Raw genomic sequence first — 18,488 nt, forward strand, 5'->3', positions numbered from 1 at the left:
TCGCCTGCAGCGCCGCCCTGAGCGCGGCCGTCATGCGCCTGCGCGGCGAGCTGCTCTCCAACGAACTGGGCCGCATCGCGCGCCTGCTGCTGGACAGCCCCCAAGGACGCTTCCTGGCGGCCGACCCGCTGGCGCCCGCGCCCGAACCCTGCCTGGCCCCGCCCGGCATGCTGGTGCACGAGATCCATCTCGACGGCAGCTACTATGGCTGCTACGAGGTGGGCGGGCGCGCCGGCTACGACGCCCACGACCGGCGCCAGCTGGCCGGCCTGGCCGCGCTCACCGGCACCCTGCTGCAGGTGCACTCGCTGGCGCAGCGCGCGACCCACGCCTATGCCCAGGTCGAGGGCCAGCTGGCGCACCAGTCGCAAATCCTCGACCAGATCCACGAATCGGTGCTGACGCTCGACCTGATGGGTTACATCACGAGCTGGAACGGCGGCGCCGAGCGCCTGTTCGGCTATTCGGCGCTGGAAGCGGTGGGCCGCAACATCCTGTTCCTGTATGCCGACGAGGACGGGGCCGACGACGCGAGCCTGCCCGACCCGTTTGCCGAAGGGGGCGGGCGCATGATGGAGGTCAGGCGCCGCAAGAAGTCGGGCGAAGTCTTCTGGGCCAGCCTGTCGCTCACGCCGCTGCGCGACCTCGACGAGCGCCCGGTCGGGCTGATCGCCTACCTCACCGACATCACGGAGCGCAAGCTGGCCGAGGAGCGCCTGCACCACCTGGCCTACTACAACGAACTGACCGGGCTGCCCAACCGCACCCTGTTCGCGCGCCTGGTCGACCAGGCGCTGATGGTCGCCCAGCGCAACGACGCCGCCGGCTGCGTACTCTTCCTCGACCTGAACCGTTTTAAACTGATCAACGACACCCTCGGCCGCCGCGTCGGCGACGCCTTGCTGCGCCAGGTCGCGGCCCGCCTGCGCGGCACCCTGCGCGAAGAGGACGTGGTGGCCCACCTGGCCGGCGACGAATTCGCGGTCGGCCTGTTCGACATCCGCCAGCATTTCGAGGGCACCACGGTGGCGCGCAAGCTGCAGGCCGCCCTCGACGCGCCTTTCCTGATCGACGGCCACGACCTGCGCATCGGCGCCAGCGTCGGCATCAGCGTCTACCCCCAGGACGGGACGGACGCCGACACGCTGCTGCGCACCGCCGACATCGCCATGGCGCGCGCCAAGGAAGGGGACGCGAACCCGGACCACAGCGTCGCCTTCTACAGCTTCGAGATGAACCAGGGCATGCACGAGCGCATGCGCCTCGAATCGGGCCTGCGCCATGCGCTCGGCAACGGCGAGCTGCTGCTGCACTACCAGCCGAAATTCGAGATCGGCAGCGACAGGATCGTCGGCGCGGAGGCGCTGGTGCGCTGGGCCCATCCCGAGCGCGGCCTGGTGCCACCGAGCGACTTCATCCCGCTGGCCGAAACCACGGGCCTGATCGTGCAGGTCGGTGAGTGGGTGCTGGAGCAGGCCTGCGCCCAGGCCGCCGAATGGCAGCGCGCCGGCCTGCCGCCGCTGCGCCTGGCGGTGAACGTCTCGGCGCGCGAGTTCACGGCCGCGCTGCCGGAACGCGTGGCGGCCACGCTGGCGCGCTACGAACTCGACCCCTGCTGGCTCGAGCTCGAAATCACCGAGAGCACGCTGATGCACGACATCGACCGCGTGATCGGCATCATGGACCGCATCAATGCGCTGGGCGTCGCCCTGTCGCTGGACGACTTCGGCACCGGCTACTCGAGCCTCTCCTACCTGAAGCGCTTCCCGATCCATACGCTGAAGATCGACCGCTCGTTCACCACCGGAATCCCGGTCGACGCCAGCGACTGCGCGATCGCCAGCACCATCATCAGCATCGGCCGCCAGCTCGGCCATCGCGTGATCGCCGAGGGCGTGGAGACGCTCGAGCAGCTGGCTTTCCTGCGCGACTCCGGCTGCGACGAAGTGCAGGGCTACCTGTATGCCGCGCCCCTGCCGGCCGGCCGCTTCGAGCAGGGGCTGAGGGAGAACTGGCTGCTGGTGTAGCGGAGAGCGCGGGATTCACTGCCGTCGGCAGAGTGATTTATGTATAATGCCGTTCTTCACAGGAAGCGTGGCCGAGTGGTTGAAGGCAGCAGTCTTGAAAACTGCCGACGGGGGAACCCGTTCGTGAGTTCGAATCTCACCGCTTCCGCCAGATATGCTGAACAAGAGCCCCACACGTTGGGGCTTTTTTTCGTCTCGTCGTCGTCGACTTGTTAAAAGCCGGTATTCGCCGGCGAGCCAGAAAAAGTTCTTTATTCATGCACGATGAATGCAATTTGGCCCCGTGAATTGATTTCGTTTCGCCGCAATAAAAGCGCCGGGCTATTACAAGGTCCGACTTTCGGAAATTTATAATAAGTTGGAGAAACTTTTATTTTCTAAATGCTTCAATTAATGCATGGCTAATATAGTGCTCGTACGCTATGAGCCAGCAGCAGTGGCGGCTTGCAAGCTAGCTAATGACGCTCATCAACGCATTACGGCTAATCCGCTCGTTAATCAATGCGGCGCAGATAAAAAGTGTTTCATCCATACCACGAAACAATTTGATATAAACTCCGCTTGCCATTTTTATATTTCCGTATTTACACTAGCTCGGCCGTTATCGCGGCTGAAAACGTTTCACAAAAACGTGCATGCGACCAGAGAGATCGCGGCATTTTTATAAATGCTATTACGGAGAATTGAATGACCAAGCAATTTGCAAAGACCTTTGGCAAGTGCGCACTTGCCGCCGCCGCCAGCATCCTGTGCGGCGCAGCAAGCGCTTCGACCGCGGACACGGCCCGTGTCATCGTGTCGTTCGTGCCCGGTGCCAAGGCTGCGGCAATGAAGTCGGTGATCGCCGCCGCCAACGGATCGGTGAAGAAGGAAATCTTCGGCACCAATGCCGTTGCGATCGAAGTGCCGCGCGCTGCCCTGGCGGGTCTGGAGAACAACCCGAACGTCGAATACGTCGAGGAAGACCTGAAGCGCTACCCGATCGCGCTGACGACGCCTTCGACCGGCACGCCCTATGCCTCGGGCCAGGCAGTGCCTTACGGGATCAAGCAGGTCCAGGCCGACCTGCTGAGCGATGCCAACGCCGGCAACCGCAAGATCTGCATCATCGATTCCGGTATCGACTACTACCATGAAGACCTGAACGGCAATGTGCTCACCGGTACCAACGATGCGGGCACCGGCAACTGGTACACCGACGAAAACAGCCACGGCACCCACGTGGCCGGCACCATCGCCGCCATCAACAACAGCGGCGTGGGCGTGGTCGGCGTGAATGCCAACCGCCGCGTCAAGCTGCACATCGTGAAGGTGTTCAGCGCCAGCGGCTGGGCTTATTCCTCGGACCTGGCAAGCGCCGCCAACGTGTGCCGCAGCAACGGCGCGAACATCATCAGCATGTCGCTCGGCGGCTCGGGCTCGAGCACGACCGAATCGAACGCCTTCGCGACCATCGCCAACGCCGGCATCCTGAACATCGCTGCGGCGGGCAACGCCGGCAATACCTCGATGTCCTACCCGGCCGGCTACAGCAGCGTGGTGTCGGTGGGTGCGATCGACGAGTACAAGCAGTGGGCGACCTTCTCGCAATACAACAGCAAGGTCGAACTGGCCGGCCCTGGCGTGTCGGTGTACTCGACCGTGCCGACCAGCAAAGGCAAGTACGGCTACAAGAGCGGCACCTCGATGGCGACGCCGCACGTGGCCGCCGTCGCTGCGCTGGTCTGGAGCTACTACCCAACCTGTACCGCCGCGCAGATCCGCAGCACCCTGGGCAAGAGTGCGCAGGATCTGGGCACCGCCGGCCGCGACACCAAATACGGCTTTGGCCTGGTGCAGGCAAAGGCTGCGCGCGACCGTATCGCGTCGCTGGGCTGCGGTAACTGATCCATACCCCGCTGCCGGAAGGACGCTTCGGCGTCCTTTTTTTTTGTCCGGTCGGGCCGCAAGCCGCAGGTCGGGGCATGGTTCGGGAAGATCCGCTCAACAATTTACGCGAATTAATTGGCCACACTGACGAGCGACGCATTTTTTGACCTGCAACAAGGCGTCAACAGCCCGCGTAAGCCCGCCGTAAGAAATCCGTAAGGAAACAAGCCCATTCTGCGGATGGTCGTGCCAAATATGCATTCAAGGAGGTTGCCCCCAATTCACAAGCTGTGCGTGTGTCGATTCAGTCGTTTATCAGTCGCTTATACATATAACTAGACAGGAGACGTACCATGAAGAAGGTTGACAAGGATCCAAAGCAGTCCGTATCGAACCGCCGTAAATTCCTGGGGACCGCAGCCGCGAGCAGCACGCTGGCCGTCCCGATGATCGCCACCGCACAGACCACCCGGCAGATGCGCTTCCAGAGCACCTGGCCGAGCAAGGACATCTTCCACGAGTACGCGCTCGACTTCGCCAAAAAGGTCAACGACATGACCGGCGGCGAACTGAAGATCGACGTGCTGCCGGCCGGCGCCGTGGTGCCTGCCTTCGGCCTGCTCGACGCCGTCTCGAAGGGCACGCTCGACGGCGGCCATGGCGTGATGGGCTACAACTACGGCAAGCAGAGCGCGATTGCGTTGTGGACCTCGGGCCCGGCCTACGGCATGGACGCCAACATGGTCCTCGCCTGGCACAAGTACGGCGGCGGCAAGGAGCTGCTGGCCGAGCTGTACAACGGCATCGGCGCGAACGTCGTCTCCTTCCTGACCGGGCCGATGCCGACCCAGCCGTTGGGCTGGTTCAAGAAGCCGATCAGCAAGGTCGAAGACCTGAAGGGCACCAAGTTCCGCACCAACGGCCTGGCGATCGACCTGTTCACGGCCATGGGCGCGGCGGTCAACGCGCTGCCTGCCGGCGAGATCGTGCCCGCCATGGACCGCGGCCTGCTCGACGGCGCCGAGTTCAACAACGCCAGCTCCGACCGCCTGCTCGGCTTCCCCGACGTATCGAAGGTCTGCATGCTGCAGAGCTTCCACCAGAGCTCGGAAACCTTCGAGATCTCCTTCAACAAGACCAAGTACAACGCGCTGCCGGCCAAGCTGAAGGCGATCATCGAGAACGCGGTCGAAGCCTCCTCGTCCGACATGGCCTGGAAAGCGGTCGACCGCTACTCGACGGACTACCGCGAGATGCAGGCCAAGCAGGGCGTTAAGTTCTACAAAACGCCGGACTCGGTGCTGCAGGCGCAGCTGGCGGTCTGGGACCAGGTGGTGGCCAAGAAGGGCGCCGACAACCCGCTGTTCAAGAAGGTCGAGGCCTCCATGCGCGCGTTCGCCGAGCGCGCCATGAAGTGGGACATGGACACCAACAACCCGCGCCGCATGGCCTACAACCACTACTTCGGCCGCAAGGCGCCGGCGCCGAAAAAGGCGTAAGCGGGCAGCCGCGGCAGTAGTGCACGAGTAGTCTTGATGCGCCACCCCGCATCCCCGGGGTGGCGCTCCTTCGCGTCCGGGAGCAGTTTCATGCAGAACGTATTGTTTTTTGTCGACCGGGTCAGCAGCTGGGTCGGCCAGGCCTTTTCCTGGCTGATCGTGGTGCTCACCTTCCTCATCAGCTGGGAAGTGTTTGCGCGCTACGCCCTGAACTCGCCCAATCCCTGGGCCTTCGACCTGATGATCATGATGTACGGCGCCGCCTTCATGATGGCCGGCGCCTACACGCTGGCCAAGAACGGCCATGTGCGCGGCGATGTGCTGTACAGCTTCTTTCCGCCGCGCCTGCAGGCCGGCCTCGACCTGCTGCTCTACATCGTCTTCTTCATCCCCGGCGTGGTCGCCCTGGTCTGGGCCGGCTACACCTATGCCGCCGAGTCCTTCGCCATCCGCGAGCACTCGACGCTCACCGCCAACGGGCCGCCGCTGTATCCATTCAAGATGGTCATTCCCTTCGCCGGCATCCTGCTCCTGCTGCAGGGCTTCGTCGAAATCGTGCGTTGCGTGATTTGCCTGCGCAGGGGCGAATGGCCCGCGCGCGAGGCCGACGTCGAGGAAGTCGACGTCGACAAGCTCAAGGCGATGGTGCACGTGGACGACGCAAGCGAGACAACCGGGGCAAGAGGGACGGGATCGAAATGAGAAAAGAAATATGGTTCGGCCTGTCGATCCTGATTGCGATCGTCATCGGCCTGTTTGCACTGATGCCGGCACCCGCCGACATGACCAATGGCCACCTCGGCCTCCTGATGCTCGCGCTGGTGGTGGTCGCCATCATGCTGGGTTTCCCGACGGCGTTCACGCTGATGGGGATGGGTATGATGTTCGCCTGGTTCGCCTTCCACAGCCAAGACCCCAACCAGGCAGTCGCGCTCACGCTCGAGCTGATGGTGCAGCGCGCCTATTCGGTCATGGCCAACGACGTGCTGATCTCGATCCCGCTGTTCATCTTCATGGGCTACCTGGTCGAGCGCGCCAACCTGATCGAGCGCCTGTTCAAGAGCCTGCACCTGGCGATGGCGCGCGTGCCCGGCTCGCTGGCCGTGGCCACCATCGTCACCTGCGCCATCTTCGCCACCGCCACCGGCATCGTCGGCGCCGTGGTCACGCTGATGGGCCTGCTCGCGATGCCGGCCATGCTCAAGGCCGGCTACAGCACCCAGCTGTCGGCCGGCGCCATCACGGCCGGCGGTTGCCTCGGTATCCTGATCCCGCCTTCGGTGCTGCTGATCGTGTACGGCGCCACCGCCGGGGTATCGGTGGTCCAGTTGTACGCGGGGGCCTTGTTCCCCGGGATCATGCTGGCTGGCCTGTATATCGGATATGTGCTGCTGGTGGCCAAGCTGAAGCCGTCCTCCGCGCCGCCGCTGCCGGCCGAGGAGCGCATCGTCGCGCTGCCGCCCTTCGCGCAGGCGATCCCGAATGCCTATAACAAGAGCGCTGTCTCCGGCCTGATGGGGGCGATCAAGGGGCCGCGCGCCGCGCATGTGCCGAGCTCGACCCTGCTGAAGAACCTGTTCGTGGCTCTCCTGCCGGCACTCGTCTTCGCCGCCGCCATGGGCATTGGCTACCGGGTCGTCACCGCGCCTGAAGCGGCCCCGACCGAGCTCGTCGAAATGGGTGCCGAGCAGAGCTTCGACTCGGCCTCGAGCGACGACAGCGGCGGCCTGCAGGAGCCGCCCGCCGACGGCGGCCTGGCCGAGCCGCCGGTGGAAGGCGGGCTCGCCGAGCCCCCGGTCGAAGGGGAGGGTGCGACGCCGCCGGCCGAGCCGACGGGCGAGGGCGCTGCCGCCCTGCCGCCGGTCGCCGCACCTGCGGCGGCGGCGTCCCCCGAGCGCATCGAAGCCGCGGGCAGCATCCCGGCGACCGAGCCGCTCGCCAAGCCGGCCTCGAGCACCTACTGGACAGTGCTAGGCGTGGGAGCGGCCATCCTGCTGGTCTTCTACATCTTCTTCAGCTTCGCGCGCCTCGAGATCTTCAAGATGCTGCTCGGATCGCTGTTCCCGCTGGCGATCATGATCCTCGCTGTGCTCGGCAGCATCGTGTTCGGCCTGGCGACGCCGACCGAGGCGGCGGCGATGGGCGCGCTGGGAGGGCTGATCCTGGCCATCGCCTACCGCAGGTTCAACTTCAACCTGCTGCGCGAATCGGCCCACCTGACCGCGAAGACGACGGCGATGGTGTGCTGGCTGTTCGTCGGTTCGAGCATTTTCTCGGCCGCGTTTGCTCTGCTGGGCGGGCAGGAAATCATCAACGCCTGGGTGCTCGGGATGAACCTGTCCCCGGTGCAGTTCATGATCCTGGCGCAGGTGATCATCTTCCTGCTCGGCTGGCCGCTCGAGTGGACCGAGATCATCGTCATCTTCATGCCGATCTTCGTGCCGCTGCTGGCCCACTTCAACATCGACCCGCTGTTCTTCGGGCTGCTGGTGGCCATGAACCTGCAGACGGCCTTCCTGTCGCCGCCCGTCGCCATGTCGGCCTTCTACCTGAAGGGCGTCTCGCCCCCGCACGTCACCCTGAACCAGATCTTCATGGGCATGCTGCCGTTCATGGGCATCCAGATCCTGGGGATCGTGCTGCTGTACGCCTTCCCGGCGATCGGGCTGTGGCTGCCGCAGGTGCTCTACAAGTAAGCCGTGGCGCCAGATTGACTGGCTCCTTGCAAAGCCCCGTTCGCGGGGCTTTTTTTTGCCTGGAGCATGGTCGCCAGGCGCATCCTGGCGTCCCTGTATTTTTCTGATGCGTGCCGGATGAATCCGACGAAACAGGGCGCCGGATAGAAAGTGCAGATCTCAGAAGATTGCGCAGGAAGTGTGGCGGTAAAGGAACGTTTACGACCGCATCATATGAGCTGGCAGCAGCTTCCGTCGTTAATCGTCAGAGTCTACCTACAAAAAGAGAAGCCAATCCGGTCAGCCGTATGTGCGACATTCGACAGATGAACCCGCTTGGGAGGCGTAAGGTAGAGGCGTAGAGAGGATTACGCCGATGCTCAAGTCGTTTGTCACATTCGCCATATTCGGAGGAAGCGCCATCGCGGCGTGTGCCCAGGACGGGGTCACGACCTACGGCGTGATCGATGCGGGCGTCGTCACCCAGAAGGGCTGCGGCGGTCCGTGCACCACGACCGTCGGCAGTGGCCTGGCCTCGGAATCGCACATCGGCATTCAGGGCAGCGAGCCGATCGGCGCCGGCACGGCGGCCATCTTCGCGCTGGAGACCGGGGTCAACCTCGATACCGGCCGCGCCGACGCCAGCGACCGCGGCGCCCGGCGCCAGGTCTGGGTAGGCCTGGCCGGAGAATTCGGCGCGCTCACGGTCGGCCGCCAGTACAGCCTGCAATACCTGGCCCTGACCGACGTCGCCGACCCGTTCAAGGGCGGCATGGCCGGCAGCGCCAGCAACCTGATCGGGGGCGGGCGCCGCGTCAACAACAGCGTCCAGTATTACAGCGCACTCAGCCGGGGCCTGTCGGCCGGCGTCTCCTACTCGTTCAAGGAGCAGGTCGACACCTCGCCGGCGGGACGCGCCTGGGGCATGACGGTCGGCATCGAACGCGGCCCGCTGACGGTGCGCGCCGCCCACCAGAACCAGAGCGCGGTGCGCGTCCAGTTCAACAGCAAGACCAGCAACGACGCCGTCGCCCGCAATTCGATCCTGGCCGCCAACCTGCGCCTCGGCTGGGGCACGGCCTACGCCGCCTACAGCCTGAGCCGCGGCTGGGCCAGCTCGCCCCTGTTCAACCCTGACAATCCGTATGGGGCGGGCATCGCCCGTACCCCATCGAGCAACAGCCGCGACGTGCTGGTCGGCATGGCGGTGCCGGTCGCGCCGCGCACCACCTTCCTCGCGTCCTACATCACCAAGGACGACCGCGACCTGGCCAACCAGGATGCGAACCAGTTCGCCGTCGGCGCCAGCCACGCCGTGTCGCGCCGCACCGATTTCTACGCGGCCTATTCGCACATCCGCAACCGCAACGGCGCCGGCTATACGGTCGGCAACGCCAGTTCGCGCGGGAACGGCAACTCGGCCCTCAACGTGGGCATGCGCCACTCCTTCTAGAGCACCCGGCAAAAGGCCCATGGCGGCGCCGGACCGCCTCGCCGTACCGGCGTCCTGTCTTCGACGGTGCGCCTCGCCGCGGACCTTTTGCCAGACGCTCCGGAAACCCGTCGATGCAGGCGTGCGCGGCGACGCGAGTTGAACAATTTCTGTAGCCTGAACCTATCCGACAACCATCTTCATGGAGGCATTATGACTGGCGCCAGCACACTTGATCCGGACAACTTCCCGGAACGTTCCGACCGTAGCCTCGGCAAGGGCCACGGCACCGACGCCCTCGGCCCGAGCGACCTGTCCGATACCGGCAGCGACGTGGTCGGCGGCCCCGGCTTCGCGACCAACCTCGACGACGACCAGCTGGTCCACCTGGACCGGGGCACGAACGAGGAAGAGGAAAGCTTTGCCGGCGATACCGCCGGTCCTGACGTGGGCGATGCCGATTTCTCGGGCGACAGCGACGTCGGCGGCACCGGCGAGCGCGCCGCGGCCGGTCGCGACACGGTCGTCAGGGACGGCGTCGACATCGATACCGACCGCATCGAATCGATTCCCGATTTGCCGCTGACGGAAGAGGACACCGACTTCCTGGCGAGCCAGCCGCCGGCGAGCGACACGGAGCGGTAAGAGTTCGAGCGTGGCCGTGCGGCGAGTCATCGCATCGGCTGCGCAACGGTTCCAAACGCGTGGAGTCGGGACTCCACCCTACGAATCACGGTTTGCGTAGGGTGGAGTCCTGACTCCACGCGTTGCTACATATGCAGTACCCGGAACAAGAAAAACGGCGCGATATCGACTGGCATACTCGGCGGCTCTACACAAGCTAACGCCCGGGGAACATGCGTTCCGCCGGGCGTTGCTGTATCTGACCCGCTTGAAGGACGTGCGTCAGACCGTACTGCGCGCCCCACTGCGACGCGACAGGCCCCAGGCTGCAAGCAGGGCGCCGCCGCCGAGCAGGGCGGCCGCCAGCGGCTTCTTGTGCAGGCTGGCCGCCGTGTATACCGAGATTTCTCTGACCGAGCGCCCCGTCATGCCCTGGCGCTCGCGCAAGGTCTGGGTCGTGTCCGGCGCATGCAGGGCGTCACGCCGGCCCGGAAGGTGGTCCTGCTTCGTCTTTTGCTGGCGCCACATGGTCGCGTTCATGAAGTGGTCGAGCATGCGCGGCATGTGGGCGTTGCCCGCGGAGATCATCTTCGAGGCGCCGCCGACGAAAATGTCGCGCTTCGGATACTGGGCACAGTAGAGGATGGCCCTGGCCACGATTTCCGGCGCGTACACCGGTGGCGGCAGCGTCGGTTCCTTGTCCATGTAGTTCTTCGCGTGCACCGCGAACAGGGTGTCGATGGCGGCCGGCTTGACCAGCGTCACCGAAATCGGCGCCTCTTCCTTTTCCAGCTCCATCCGCAGCGACTCGGTGAAGGCCTTCACCGCATGCTTGGAGGCCGAGTACATGCCCTGCAGGGGCGCGGCGCGGTCCGACACTTCGCTGCCGACGTTGATCAGGGCGCCTCCGCCGCGCTGCTTCATGCGCTTGACGGCTTCCAGCGAGCCGTTCACCACGCCCCAGAAGTTGGTCTGGAACAGGCGCTGGTGGTCTTCCATGGAGATGTCCTCCAGGCGGCCGAAGGTGCCGACGCCGGCATTGTTGACCCAGGTGTCGATGCGGCCAAAGCGCTCGAGGGCTGTCTGGCCGATCCGTTCCACGTCGGCCGCATTGCCGACATCGGCCTCCACCGTGGCCACCTGGGCGCCCTGGCGCCGCAGTTCGCTGGCCAGCTGGTCGAGCGCCTGGCCGTTGCGCGCGGCGAGCACGAGTCGTGCGCCCTGTTCGGCGGCCAGGCGGGCGGTGGTCAGGCCGATGCCGCTGCTGGCACCGGTGATGACCATGACCTGTTCGTTGAGATTGCGAAGTTTGACAGACATGACGGCTTCCTTTCCTCTGGTAGTACGGGAAGACCGCCTGCATGAGCGCACCTGACAAAATCTCCGGGAATCTTGTCAGGTGCGCTTAAAGCATGCGGACGGTCACGTTGTTGAACTAGCACAGTCGTGGCCATCCGCCGAATTTCAAGTCATTTTTTGCCGGGCTGGTACACCTGGTCGAAGACGCCGCCGTCCGCAAAGTGGGCTTTTTGGGCCTGGGTCCAGTTGCCGGCCACCGTATCGAGCGTGAACAGCTTGATGTTGGGGAACTGGGTCGCATACTTACGGGCGAATTTTTCGACCGAAGGACGATAGTAATTCTTCGCGATGATGTCCTGGCCTTCGTCGCTGTACAGGTAGTCGAGGTAGGCCTGGGCCACAGCACGGGTGCCGCGCTTGTCGACCACCTTGTCGACCACGGCGACCGGCGGCTCGGCCAGGATGCTCACGCTCGGGGCGACGATCTCGAACTTGCCCGGACCGAGTTCGCGCAGGGCCAGCAGGGCTTCGTTTTCCCAGGCCAGCAGCACGTCGCCGATGCCGCGTTCGACGAAGGTGGTGGTGGCGCCGCGGGCGCCCGAGTCGAGCACCGGCACGTTCCTGTACAGGCGGTTGATGAAGTCGCGCGCGGTCGCTTCCCTGCCGCCCGGCTGGCGCAGGGCGTAGCCCCAGGCCGCGAGGTGATTCCAGCGCGCGCCGCCCGAGGTCTTCGGATTCGGGGTGATGACGGCAACACCCGGCTTGACCAGGTCGCCCCAATCGCGGATGCCTTTCGGATTGCCTTTGCGCACCAGGAACACGATGGTCGAGGTGTAGGGGGCGCTGCGGTTCTTCAGGCGGTCCTGCCAGTTGTGCGCGATAAGGCCGCGTTCACTGATAGCATCGATGTCATAGGCCAGCGCCAGCGTGACGACGTCGGCCGACAGCCCGTCGATCACGGCGCGCGCCTGCTTGCCGGAGCCGCCATGCGACTGGCGCACCGTGACCTTGTCGCCGGTCTTCGCCTTCCAGTGGCGGGCAAAGGCGGCGTCGAAATCCTGGTAGAGCTCCCGCGTCGGGTCGTAGGAGACGTTCAGCAGGGTAGTGTCGGCTGCAAAGGCTGCCGACGGGACCAGCAGTGCCGTGGTTGTTAAGGCGGCTGCCAGCGTATGGGCGATTTTCTTGAACATTCGATTTCTTTCGGATGGTGGAGGAGTTACCGCTAGGGTATTGCTCCGCTCATCCGAAGAAAACGAATGATTTCAGCTATCGATATGAGAATTTCAATGCATGCGCCCGATCAGCAAGAGGAGAGGGCGCAGCATGCAACTGCTGTCAATGAGCCTTGGAAAGGATCAGCAGCCAGCGGCCGAAGAGCAGCACTTCCAGGTGGCCGGCTTCGACGCCGGTGTCGCACTCGATGATCGGATTGATCGGGTAGAAGCGCTTGCGGAAGTCACGGGTGATCAGGATTTCGCGGCGGCCAAAACGCATAAGAAAAGGTGCAGGAGCGTATTCCAGGCCGAAGGCGTTGTTCAGAGTGGTCATTGACGGATCCCTTGTTTGAATTATGTTGGTCAGTGAAAACAGAATAGCACAAATACTGTATAAATCTACAGGTACTGTACAAAACACCAGTAAAAAATTTTAAGTGTAGTTTTTTTGCCATGCATCCCCATCTGGCCCGAATGGACAAACCGCTCGACAAATCCTTGGTCAATCGCCTCCAGCGTTTCGCCGCCGCGCGCTTTTCTCCCGGCGAGGCCTTCGGCCTGCACTTGACGCTGGGCGTGCTGGCGCTGCTGCTGGCCATGGCCGGTTTCGCGCAGATCGCGGGGGCGGTGGTGGACGGCGCGCCGATCACCGAAGTCGACCTGCGGCTGGCTGCCTGGCTGCACACCCATGCCCATGCGAGCGACGCGTTGCGCAGCTTCCTGCTCGTGGTCACCCACCTGCACAGCACGCCCGGCGTGCTCACGCTTACCGCGCTGGCCGCCGCCTGGTTCTACCGGCGCGGCGCGCGCCACTGGATGCTGACCCTGCTTGTCACGGTACCGGGCGGCATGCTGCTGAACGTGGCGATGAAACACACCTTCGAGCGTGCGCGGCCGCATTTCGACGAGCCGATCCTGACCCTGAGCACCTACAGTTTCCCGAGCGGCCACAGCGTTGCGGCGACGCTGCTGTACGGTCTGCTGGCCTGTTATTTCACGCGCCATGCGCGCAGCTGGGGCGCACGCGCCGCCATCGTGCTGGCCGCCTGTGCGATGGTGGCGCTGGTGGCCGGCTCGCGCCTCTACCTCGGGGCGCATTACCTGTCCGACGTGCTGGCGGGGATGGCCGAGGGCTGCGCCTGGCTGGCGATCTGCGTCACCGGCACCGCCACCTTGCGCCGGCGCCAGGCCGCGCGCGAAGGGCGCACGCACGCGCCGCGACCGACTTCCATACCTGGGGAATCCTGATGCGTACAATTATCCACTTGTCCGACCTGCATTTCGGACGCGTCGACCAGGCCCTGCTGGGCCCGTTGCGCGACCTCATCCATTCGATCGCGCCGAATGTCCTTGTCGTTTCCGGCGACCTGACCCAGCGCGCCAAGGAGGAACAGTTCGAGGAGGCGCGCGCCTTCCTCGACACCCTGCCGGGGCCGCAGATCGTGGTGCCGGGCAACCACGACATTTCGCTGTACAACGTCTTCCGCCGCTTCGTCAAACCACTCGACCGCTTCAAGCGCTACATCACCGACGACCTCGATCCGGTCTACGTGGACGAGGAGATCGCGGTGCTGGGCGTGAACACGGCCCGTTCGCTGACCATCAAGGACGGCCGCCTCAACCGCGAGCAGGTGGCGGGCATCAAGGCCCAGCTCGAGGGCGTCGACCCGAAGATCACCCGCATCGTCGTCACCCACCACCCCTTCGACCTGCCGACCAGCTTCGAGGAAAAGAACCTGGTCGACCGGGCGCAGATGGCGATGGAGGTGTTCGCCGAATGCGGCGTGGACGTGCTGCTGGCCGGCCACATGCACGTCAGCCACGCGGCCAGCACCGCCAGCCGCTACCAGATCGACGCCTATGCGGCGCTGGTGGTGCAGGCCGGCACGGCGACCTCGACGCGGGGCAGGGGTGAGGTCAATTCCTTCAATCTGCTGCGGGTCGAGCACGAGCGGGTCGAGATCGACCGCTATGGATGGGATGCGCTGACGAATTCCTTCCGCGTCATCCTTACCGAGAAATTCCTGCGCAGCGGGAATGTGTGGGCGCCGGCGGCGGAGGGGATGCTGGCGGCGGGGATTTGATTGGCTTGCAGGGTGGACGGCAGGGCCGTCCACCCTGCAGTAACCTAAACGATCAAATCCAGTACTCCGTCAACCGCGCCGCCCACTCCTTCACCCGGTCGGCCCACGGCCGGTCACGCCACTGCTCCAGCGTCACCTCTTTCGAATCGCGCAGGTCCTCGTTGAAGGCGCTTTCCATGTCGCGCCCGAAGGCCGGGTCGATCACGACCACGTTCAGCTCGTAGTTGTGGATGAAGCTGCGGCGGTCGATGTTGGCCGAGCCGATGGTTGACCAGGCGCCGTCGATCACCGCCGTCTTGGCGTGCAGCACCGCCACCTGCAGCTGGAAGATGCGCACGCCGCCCGCCAGCAGCGGCTCGTAGAAGGCGCGTCCCGCGTGCATCACGAGGCCGTGGTCGGAAACGCCCGGCAGCACCAGCTTGACGTCGACCCCGCGCTTGGCGGCCGCGACGAGGGCGTCGACGATCTGCTGGTCGGGCACGAAGTAGGCCGAGGTGATATGGACGGACTTCTTCGCTTCGTTGATCGCCACCATCAGCGACTTGTAGATCTCCGAGTGGCTGTTCGGCTCGGTGGCGAGCACGCGCACGAACTTGTCGCCGGCCGGCGCCAGGCGAGGGAAATAGTCGAGCGGCGGCAGTTCGCCGGCTTCCTGGCGCACCCAGTTGTTCACGAATGCCCATTGCAGGGTGGCCACGGCCGGACCTTCGATGCGCACATGGGTGTCGCGCCAGCCGATCTTGTCCTTGTCGACCTTGTCCGGCTTGCTGCGCGAGCGGAACAGCGAGCTGTTGGCGTAGTCGCTGCTGATGTTGATGCCACCCGTGAAGGCCACCTTGCCGTCCACCACCATGATCTTGCGGTGGTCGCGGTTGTTGATCGACCAGTTGCCCTTGGCCTTGGCCGGGTTGATCGGGTTAAAGGCAAGCAGGTTGATGCCGGCCGCGCGCATGCGGTCGAAAAATTCCTGGGGCGTGCCAAGGGTGCCGACGCTGTCGTACATCACGTTCACCGTCACGCCCTGGCGCCGCTTTTCCATCAGCAGCTCGGCGAATTGCAGGCCGATCGGGTCCTGGTCGAAGATATAGGTTTCCAGGTTGATCGAGGTGGTGGCGGCGCGCACCGCGGCCATCATCTCGCGCATGGTCGCCGGGCCGTCGAACAGCAGTTGCACCTGGTTGCCGGCAATGAGCGGCACGCCGGTCGCCTGTTCCTCGAGCACGGCCAGCGCCTTGAGGTCCCTGGTGGCGTTGGCCCAGCGCTTGGACAGCAGGTTCGATGCCTGCGCCTGCGGCAGGGTGCCGCGCGCCGTGGTGACGGTCGGGGCCGCCTTGACGGGGGTGTCCGGCAGGCGCTCGGCTTCGGGCAGGGTGCGGCAGGAGGCGACGGCGCCCAGCAGGGCAAGTGCGGCCAGCAGATATTTCATGCGTTGCTTGTTCATCTTGCTTCCCTCGTATCCATCGTGTCGGCATCGGGGACGCCGATGTCCTTCGGGCCCATGAAAAAGTCGAGCGGCGCATGCAGGAAGCGCCGGCCGAGTGCGCGCAGCAGCAGGATGCTGCGCGTGAACTGGATCTTGCGTGCCCGCAGTGCCACCGACAGCGCCAGGTGGAAGCTGACCAGCAGGTTGACCGCGCCGATCAGCGCCACGCCCAGCACCGCGTTGCCGGCCTCGGCCCATGTTATCTGATAGTCGAGGCCGACGAGCGCGGTGGCGAAATTCGCCGTTGAGAAGGTGACGTGGCGGATGTCCAGCGGCAGGCCGAGCAGGTAGCCGACGGTGCCGGTGGTGCCGAGCAGGATGCCGAAGAAGAAGTTACCCATCAGGCCACCGAGGTTGTCCTCGATGTAGCGCGCCACCCGTGCGCAGCGTTCCCGGCCGAGCAGCCAGCACAGCCAGCGCAACTGGCGCACGCGCTGGCCCATGCGCGTGTAGAGCGCCTTGTTGTCGTAGTAGCCGGAAATGAGCCCCGCCACGAACAGCCAGACGCCGGCGATGGCCGCGTAGAACAGGGCCGGGCTGTGGATGGGATCGATGTCGTGCAGCAGGTGGTGCGCCTTGTCGGGGGTGACCAGGTGGTGCCCGGTCATCTGCTGGTAGGCGAGGGCGATCACGAAGGCGGTCGGGAAGGCCACGGCGACGTTGCCCAGCACGGCGACGATCTGGGTCCGGAAGACCTTGTTGACGAGCTCGGCCATGCTGTCGAAATCGATGCGCTGGCCGTCGCGACTGTGCAGGCCGGCGGCGATGCGCTGGGCCGTCATCGCGGGCTGCTTGGTGGCGATGGTCCAGCGCAGCATGTGCACCAGCATGAAGCCGAGCGAGTAGTTCATGCTGAAGAGGAAGGCCTCGACCAGGGGCGGCGCACGCAGGTAACTCAGCAAAATCTTGAACATCGCCATGAAGCCGACGACGAAGCCGGCGCCGGCGGCGGCCTTGAACATGCCGCGCAGCTGGCCCCGGCTCTCGGCGATGTAGTGCTCGCCGGTGCGGCTGGCGTTTTCGGTGACGTTACGGGCCAGCAAGTCGATATTGTCGCGGAACAGCCCGCGTACCCGGTACTTCGTGTTGTGCGCTTCGACCAGCTCCTGGGCCAGCTCGACGGCGGCGGCGCGGCGCGCCGTCAGCGGGCGCGGCGGCTGGGGCGTATACGCGGCCGCGACCAGCGCGCCGGCCTCCGGCGCCTGCGTACCGGGCACCAGCGAACGGGAGCCGGGCACGGGGGCCGGCGCAGGCAGCGCCAGGGGCTCATCGGAAACATGGGGGGCGTGCGGCCCGGCGCCGGAGCCCTGGTCGCGGCCGTCGTCGCTGAGGTCGACCAGGAACAGCAGCTTGCGCAGGCGGCCGATGCTCTGGGTAATCGCCACCAGCACGTAGGTCAGGGCGACGCTGGTGCCGAAGGAAAGCGAGTTGCGGCGGATCTTGGCGATCACGTCCTCGCACTGGTCGAGCATCACCAGCAGGTGGCGCGCGTCTTCCGGCTGGGTCGAGCTGCCTTCCAGGAAGCGGCCGTATTCGTCGAGGTAGCGGTTGACCTCGATGTTCTGCATCAGGAAGGGCGAATCGAAATCCTCGATCTCGCTGTAGCTGTGCACCAGGCGCGGTTCCAGCCCGAGCGCGCAGACCCGGCAGGAGAGCGTGCGGATCGCGTCCAGCATGCCCAGCAGCGTGACCAGGCGCGCCCGGTCGGGGGCGGCGTCGAGCGGCGGCGGGGCGTCGGCGACCACGTCGAACAGGGCCAGCCATTCGGCGTCCGGCACCGAACGCACCCATTCGTAGTCGTTGTCCGCATACAGCACCTGGTCGAGCGCGTCCGACAGGTAGAGGTCGTCGAGCGCCGGCGGCAGCACGCGGTAGGAGATCCTGCGTTTGAGCTCGGTGAAGAAGCCATCGTTCGAGAGGATGCCGATGTCGCTGTAGAGGCTCGTATGGCGGCGCTTTTCCAGCATGGTAACGATATAGCTGCGCAGCGCCCAGGCCTGTTCGGGATTGCCGCGCAGGAGCTGGGTGAGCGTGCGCACCGCCTCGACTGCGCGTGCGCGATGGCGGCGGCGCGGCCGCAAGCTGTCGACCAGCTCGACCAGCAGGTCGATGCGGTCGCTGTGCGGGTCGATCCGTTCAAGAATGGCAAGCATACAAATTCCGTTTCCCTGGAGCGTACAGTGTACGCGCTGGGGCTGCTGGAACTTGGTACGGCAGCGAACAAAGGATGAGTGATCAGCGGATGGTAGGGTGGACGGGTCTCTCGTCCACGCGTTCAACGA

General features: G+C 65.0%; 14 protein-coding genes and 1 tRNA gene. 10 read left to right on the forward strand and 5 right to left on the reverse strand.

The annotated features are described in order from the left end of the window. Positions 1–32: 32 nt before the first annotated feature. The 8 genes from ACWCIA_RS18150 to ACWCIA_RS18185 all read left to right on the forward strand — a co-directional run bounded on the left by ACWCIA_RS18150 (position 33) and on the right by ACWCIA_RS18185 (position 10,147). Positions 33–2,027: a putative bifunctional diguanylate cyclase/phosphodiesterase gene (locus ACWCIA_RS18150; RefSeq protein ID WP_454165683.1), complete on the forward strand. Its 1,995-nt coding sequence runs from the start codon at positions 33–35 to the stop codon at positions 2,025–2,027. Positions 2,028–2,088: 61 nt separating this feature from the next. Next, positions 2,089–2,178 (forward strand) — tRNA-Ser (locus ACWCIA_RS18155). A 536-nt stretch (positions 2,179–2,714) separates the two neighbouring features. Then, positions 2,715–3,914, forward strand: a complete 1,200-nt coding sequence (locus ACWCIA_RS18160) for a S8 family peptidase (RefSeq protein WP_454165504.1) — start codon at positions 2,715–2,717, stop codon at positions 3,912–3,914. A gap of 335 nt (positions 3,915–4,249) precedes the next feature. Next, positions 4,250–5,395, forward strand: a complete 1,146-nt coding sequence (locus tag ACWCIA_RS18165) for a TRAP transporter substrate-binding protein (RefSeq protein ID WP_454165505.1) — start codon at positions 4,250–4,252, stop codon at positions 5,393–5,395. A gap of 90 nt (positions 5,396–5,485) precedes the next feature. After that, entirely contained in the window at positions 5,486–6,097 is a 612-nt protein-coding gene (locus ACWCIA_RS18170) for a TRAP transporter small permease subunit (RefSeq protein WP_454165507.1), read from the forward strand. After that, positions 6,094–8,091, forward strand: a complete 1,998-nt coding sequence (locus tag ACWCIA_RS18175; protein ID WP_454165509.1) for a TRAP transporter large permease — start codon at positions 6,094–6,096, stop codon at positions 8,089–8,091. The genes ACWCIA_RS18170 and ACWCIA_RS18175 overlap by 4 nt, the downstream gene beginning before the upstream one ends. A gap of 355 nt (positions 8,092–8,446) precedes the next feature. Continuing rightward, complete coding sequence (locus ACWCIA_RS18180; protein WP_454165511.1) at positions 8,447–9,523, forward strand: porin; 1,077 nt, start codon at positions 8,447–8,449, stop codon at positions 9,521–9,523. A gap of 192 nt (positions 9,524–9,715) precedes the next feature. After that, entirely contained in the window at positions 9,716–10,147 is a 432-nt protein-coding gene (locus tag ACWCIA_RS18185; protein WP_454165513.1) for a hypothetical protein, read from the forward strand. Positions 10,148–10,408: 261 nt separating this feature from the next. Here ACWCIA_RS18185 and ACWCIA_RS18190 read toward each other — a convergent pair whose 3' ends face one another. The 3 genes from ACWCIA_RS18190 to ACWCIA_RS18200 all read right to left on the reverse strand — a co-directional run bounded on the left by ACWCIA_RS18190 (position 10,409) and on the right by ACWCIA_RS18200 (position 12,973). After that, a complete protein-coding gene (locus ACWCIA_RS18190) occupies positions 10,409–11,446 on the reverse strand; it encodes an SDR family oxidoreductase (RefSeq protein ID WP_454165515.1) in 1,038 nt (345 codons plus the stop codon). A gap of 149 nt (positions 11,447–11,595) precedes the next feature. Next, positions 11,596–12,615 carry a sulfate ABC transporter substrate-binding protein gene (locus tag ACWCIA_RS18195; protein WP_454165517.1) on the reverse strand — a complete coding sequence of 340 codons (1,020 nt, stop codon included), beginning with the start codon at positions 12,613–12,615 and terminating at the stop codon, positions 11,596–11,598. Between the two features lie 145 nt (positions 12,616–12,760). Continuing rightward, positions 12,761–12,973, reverse strand: coding sequence for a hypothetical protein (locus ACWCIA_RS18200; protein ID WP_379747505.1), 213 nt, complete (start codon positions 12,971–12,973; stop codon positions 12,761–12,763). A gap of 164 nt (positions 12,974–13,137) precedes the next feature. Here ACWCIA_RS18200 and ACWCIA_RS18205 point away from each other — a divergent pair, with 164 nt between their 5' ends. Both ACWCIA_RS18205 and ACWCIA_RS18210 read left to right on the forward strand, forming a co-directional pair. Then, positions 13,138–13,887 carry a phosphatase PAP2 family protein gene (locus ACWCIA_RS18205; protein ID WP_454165519.1) on the forward strand — a complete coding sequence of 250 codons (750 nt, stop codon included), beginning with the start codon at positions 13,138–13,140 and terminating at the stop codon, positions 13,885–13,887. Further along, positions 13,887–14,723, forward strand: coding sequence for a metallophosphoesterase family protein (locus tag ACWCIA_RS18210; RefSeq protein ID WP_454165521.1), 837 nt, complete (start codon positions 13,887–13,889; stop codon positions 14,721–14,723). The genes ACWCIA_RS18205 and ACWCIA_RS18210 overlap by 1 nt, the downstream gene beginning before the upstream one ends. 52 nt (positions 14,724–14,775) lie before the next feature. Here the strand turns inward: ACWCIA_RS18210 and cls are convergent, their stop codons facing one another. Together cls and ACWCIA_RS18220 are read right to left on the reverse strand one after the other, a co-directional pair. Further along, positions 14,776–16,164 (reverse strand): cardiolipin synthase, encoded by a 1,389-nt coding sequence (gene cls / locus ACWCIA_RS18215; RefSeq protein WP_454165523.1) that lies wholly within the window; start codon positions 16,162–16,164, stop codon positions 14,776–14,778. Then, positions 16,161–18,359, reverse strand: a complete 2,199-nt coding sequence (locus tag ACWCIA_RS18220) for a site-specific recombinase (protein ID WP_454165525.1) — start codon at positions 18,357–18,359, stop codon at positions 16,161–16,163. The genes cls and ACWCIA_RS18220 overlap by 4 nt, the downstream gene beginning before the upstream one ends. Positions 18,360–18,488 lie beyond the last annotated feature (129 nt).

It is taken from the genome of Massilia sp. SYSU DXS3249 (assembly GCF_053668055.1).

Excerpts from the sequence above, each read along its gene's own strand:
- ACWCIA_RS18185 (WP_454165513.1), top strand. The coding sequence starts at position 9,716 with ATGACTGGCGCCAGCACACTTGATCCGGACAACTTCCCGGAACGTTCC.
- ACWCIA_RS18180 (WP_454165511.1), top strand. The coding sequence starts at position 8,447 with ATGCTCAAGTCGTTTGTCACATTCGCCATATTCGGAGGAAGCGCCATC.
- ACWCIA_RS18170 (WP_454165507.1), top strand. The coding sequence starts at position 5,486 with ATGCAGAACGTATTGTTTTTTGTCGACCGGGTCAGCAGCTGGGTCGGC.
- ACWCIA_RS18195 (WP_454165517.1), bottom strand. The coding sequence starts at position 12,615 with ATGTTCAAGAAAATCGCCCATACGCTGGCAGCCGCCTTAACAACCACG.
- ACWCIA_RS18220 (WP_454165525.1), bottom strand. The coding sequence starts at position 18,359 with ATGCTTGCCATTCTTGAACGGATCGACCCGCACAGCGACCGCATCGAC.
- ACWCIA_RS18200 (WP_379747505.1), bottom strand. The coding sequence starts at position 12,973 with ATGACCACTCTGAACAACGCCTTCGGCCTGGAATACGCTCCTGCACCT.
- ACWCIA_RS18160 (WP_454165504.1), top strand. The coding sequence starts at position 2,715 with ATGACCAAGCAATTTGCAAAGACCTTTGGCAAGTGCGCACTTGCCGCC.
- ACWCIA_RS18175 (WP_454165509.1), top strand. The coding sequence starts at position 6,094 with ATGAGAAAAGAAATATGGTTCGGCCTGTCGATCCTGATTGCGATCGTC.
- ACWCIA_RS18150 (WP_454165683.1), top strand. The coding sequence starts at position 33 with ATGCGCCTGCGCGGCGAGCTGCTCTCCAACGAACTGGGCCGCATCGCG.
- ACWCIA_RS18190 (WP_454165515.1), bottom strand. The coding sequence starts at position 11,446 with ATGTCTGTCAAACTTCGCAATCTCAACGAACAGGTCATGGTCATCACC.
- ACWCIA_RS18165 (WP_454165505.1), top strand. The coding sequence starts at position 4,250 with ATGAAGAAGGTTGACAAGGATCCAAAGCAGTCCGTATCGAACCGCCGT.
- cls (WP_454165523.1), bottom strand. The coding sequence starts at position 16,164 with ATGAACAAGCAACGCATGAAATATCTGCTGGCCGCACTTGCCCTGCTG.
- ACWCIA_RS18210 (WP_454165521.1), top strand. The coding sequence starts at position 13,887 with ATGCGTACAATTATCCACTTGTCCGACCTGCATTTCGGACGCGTCGAC.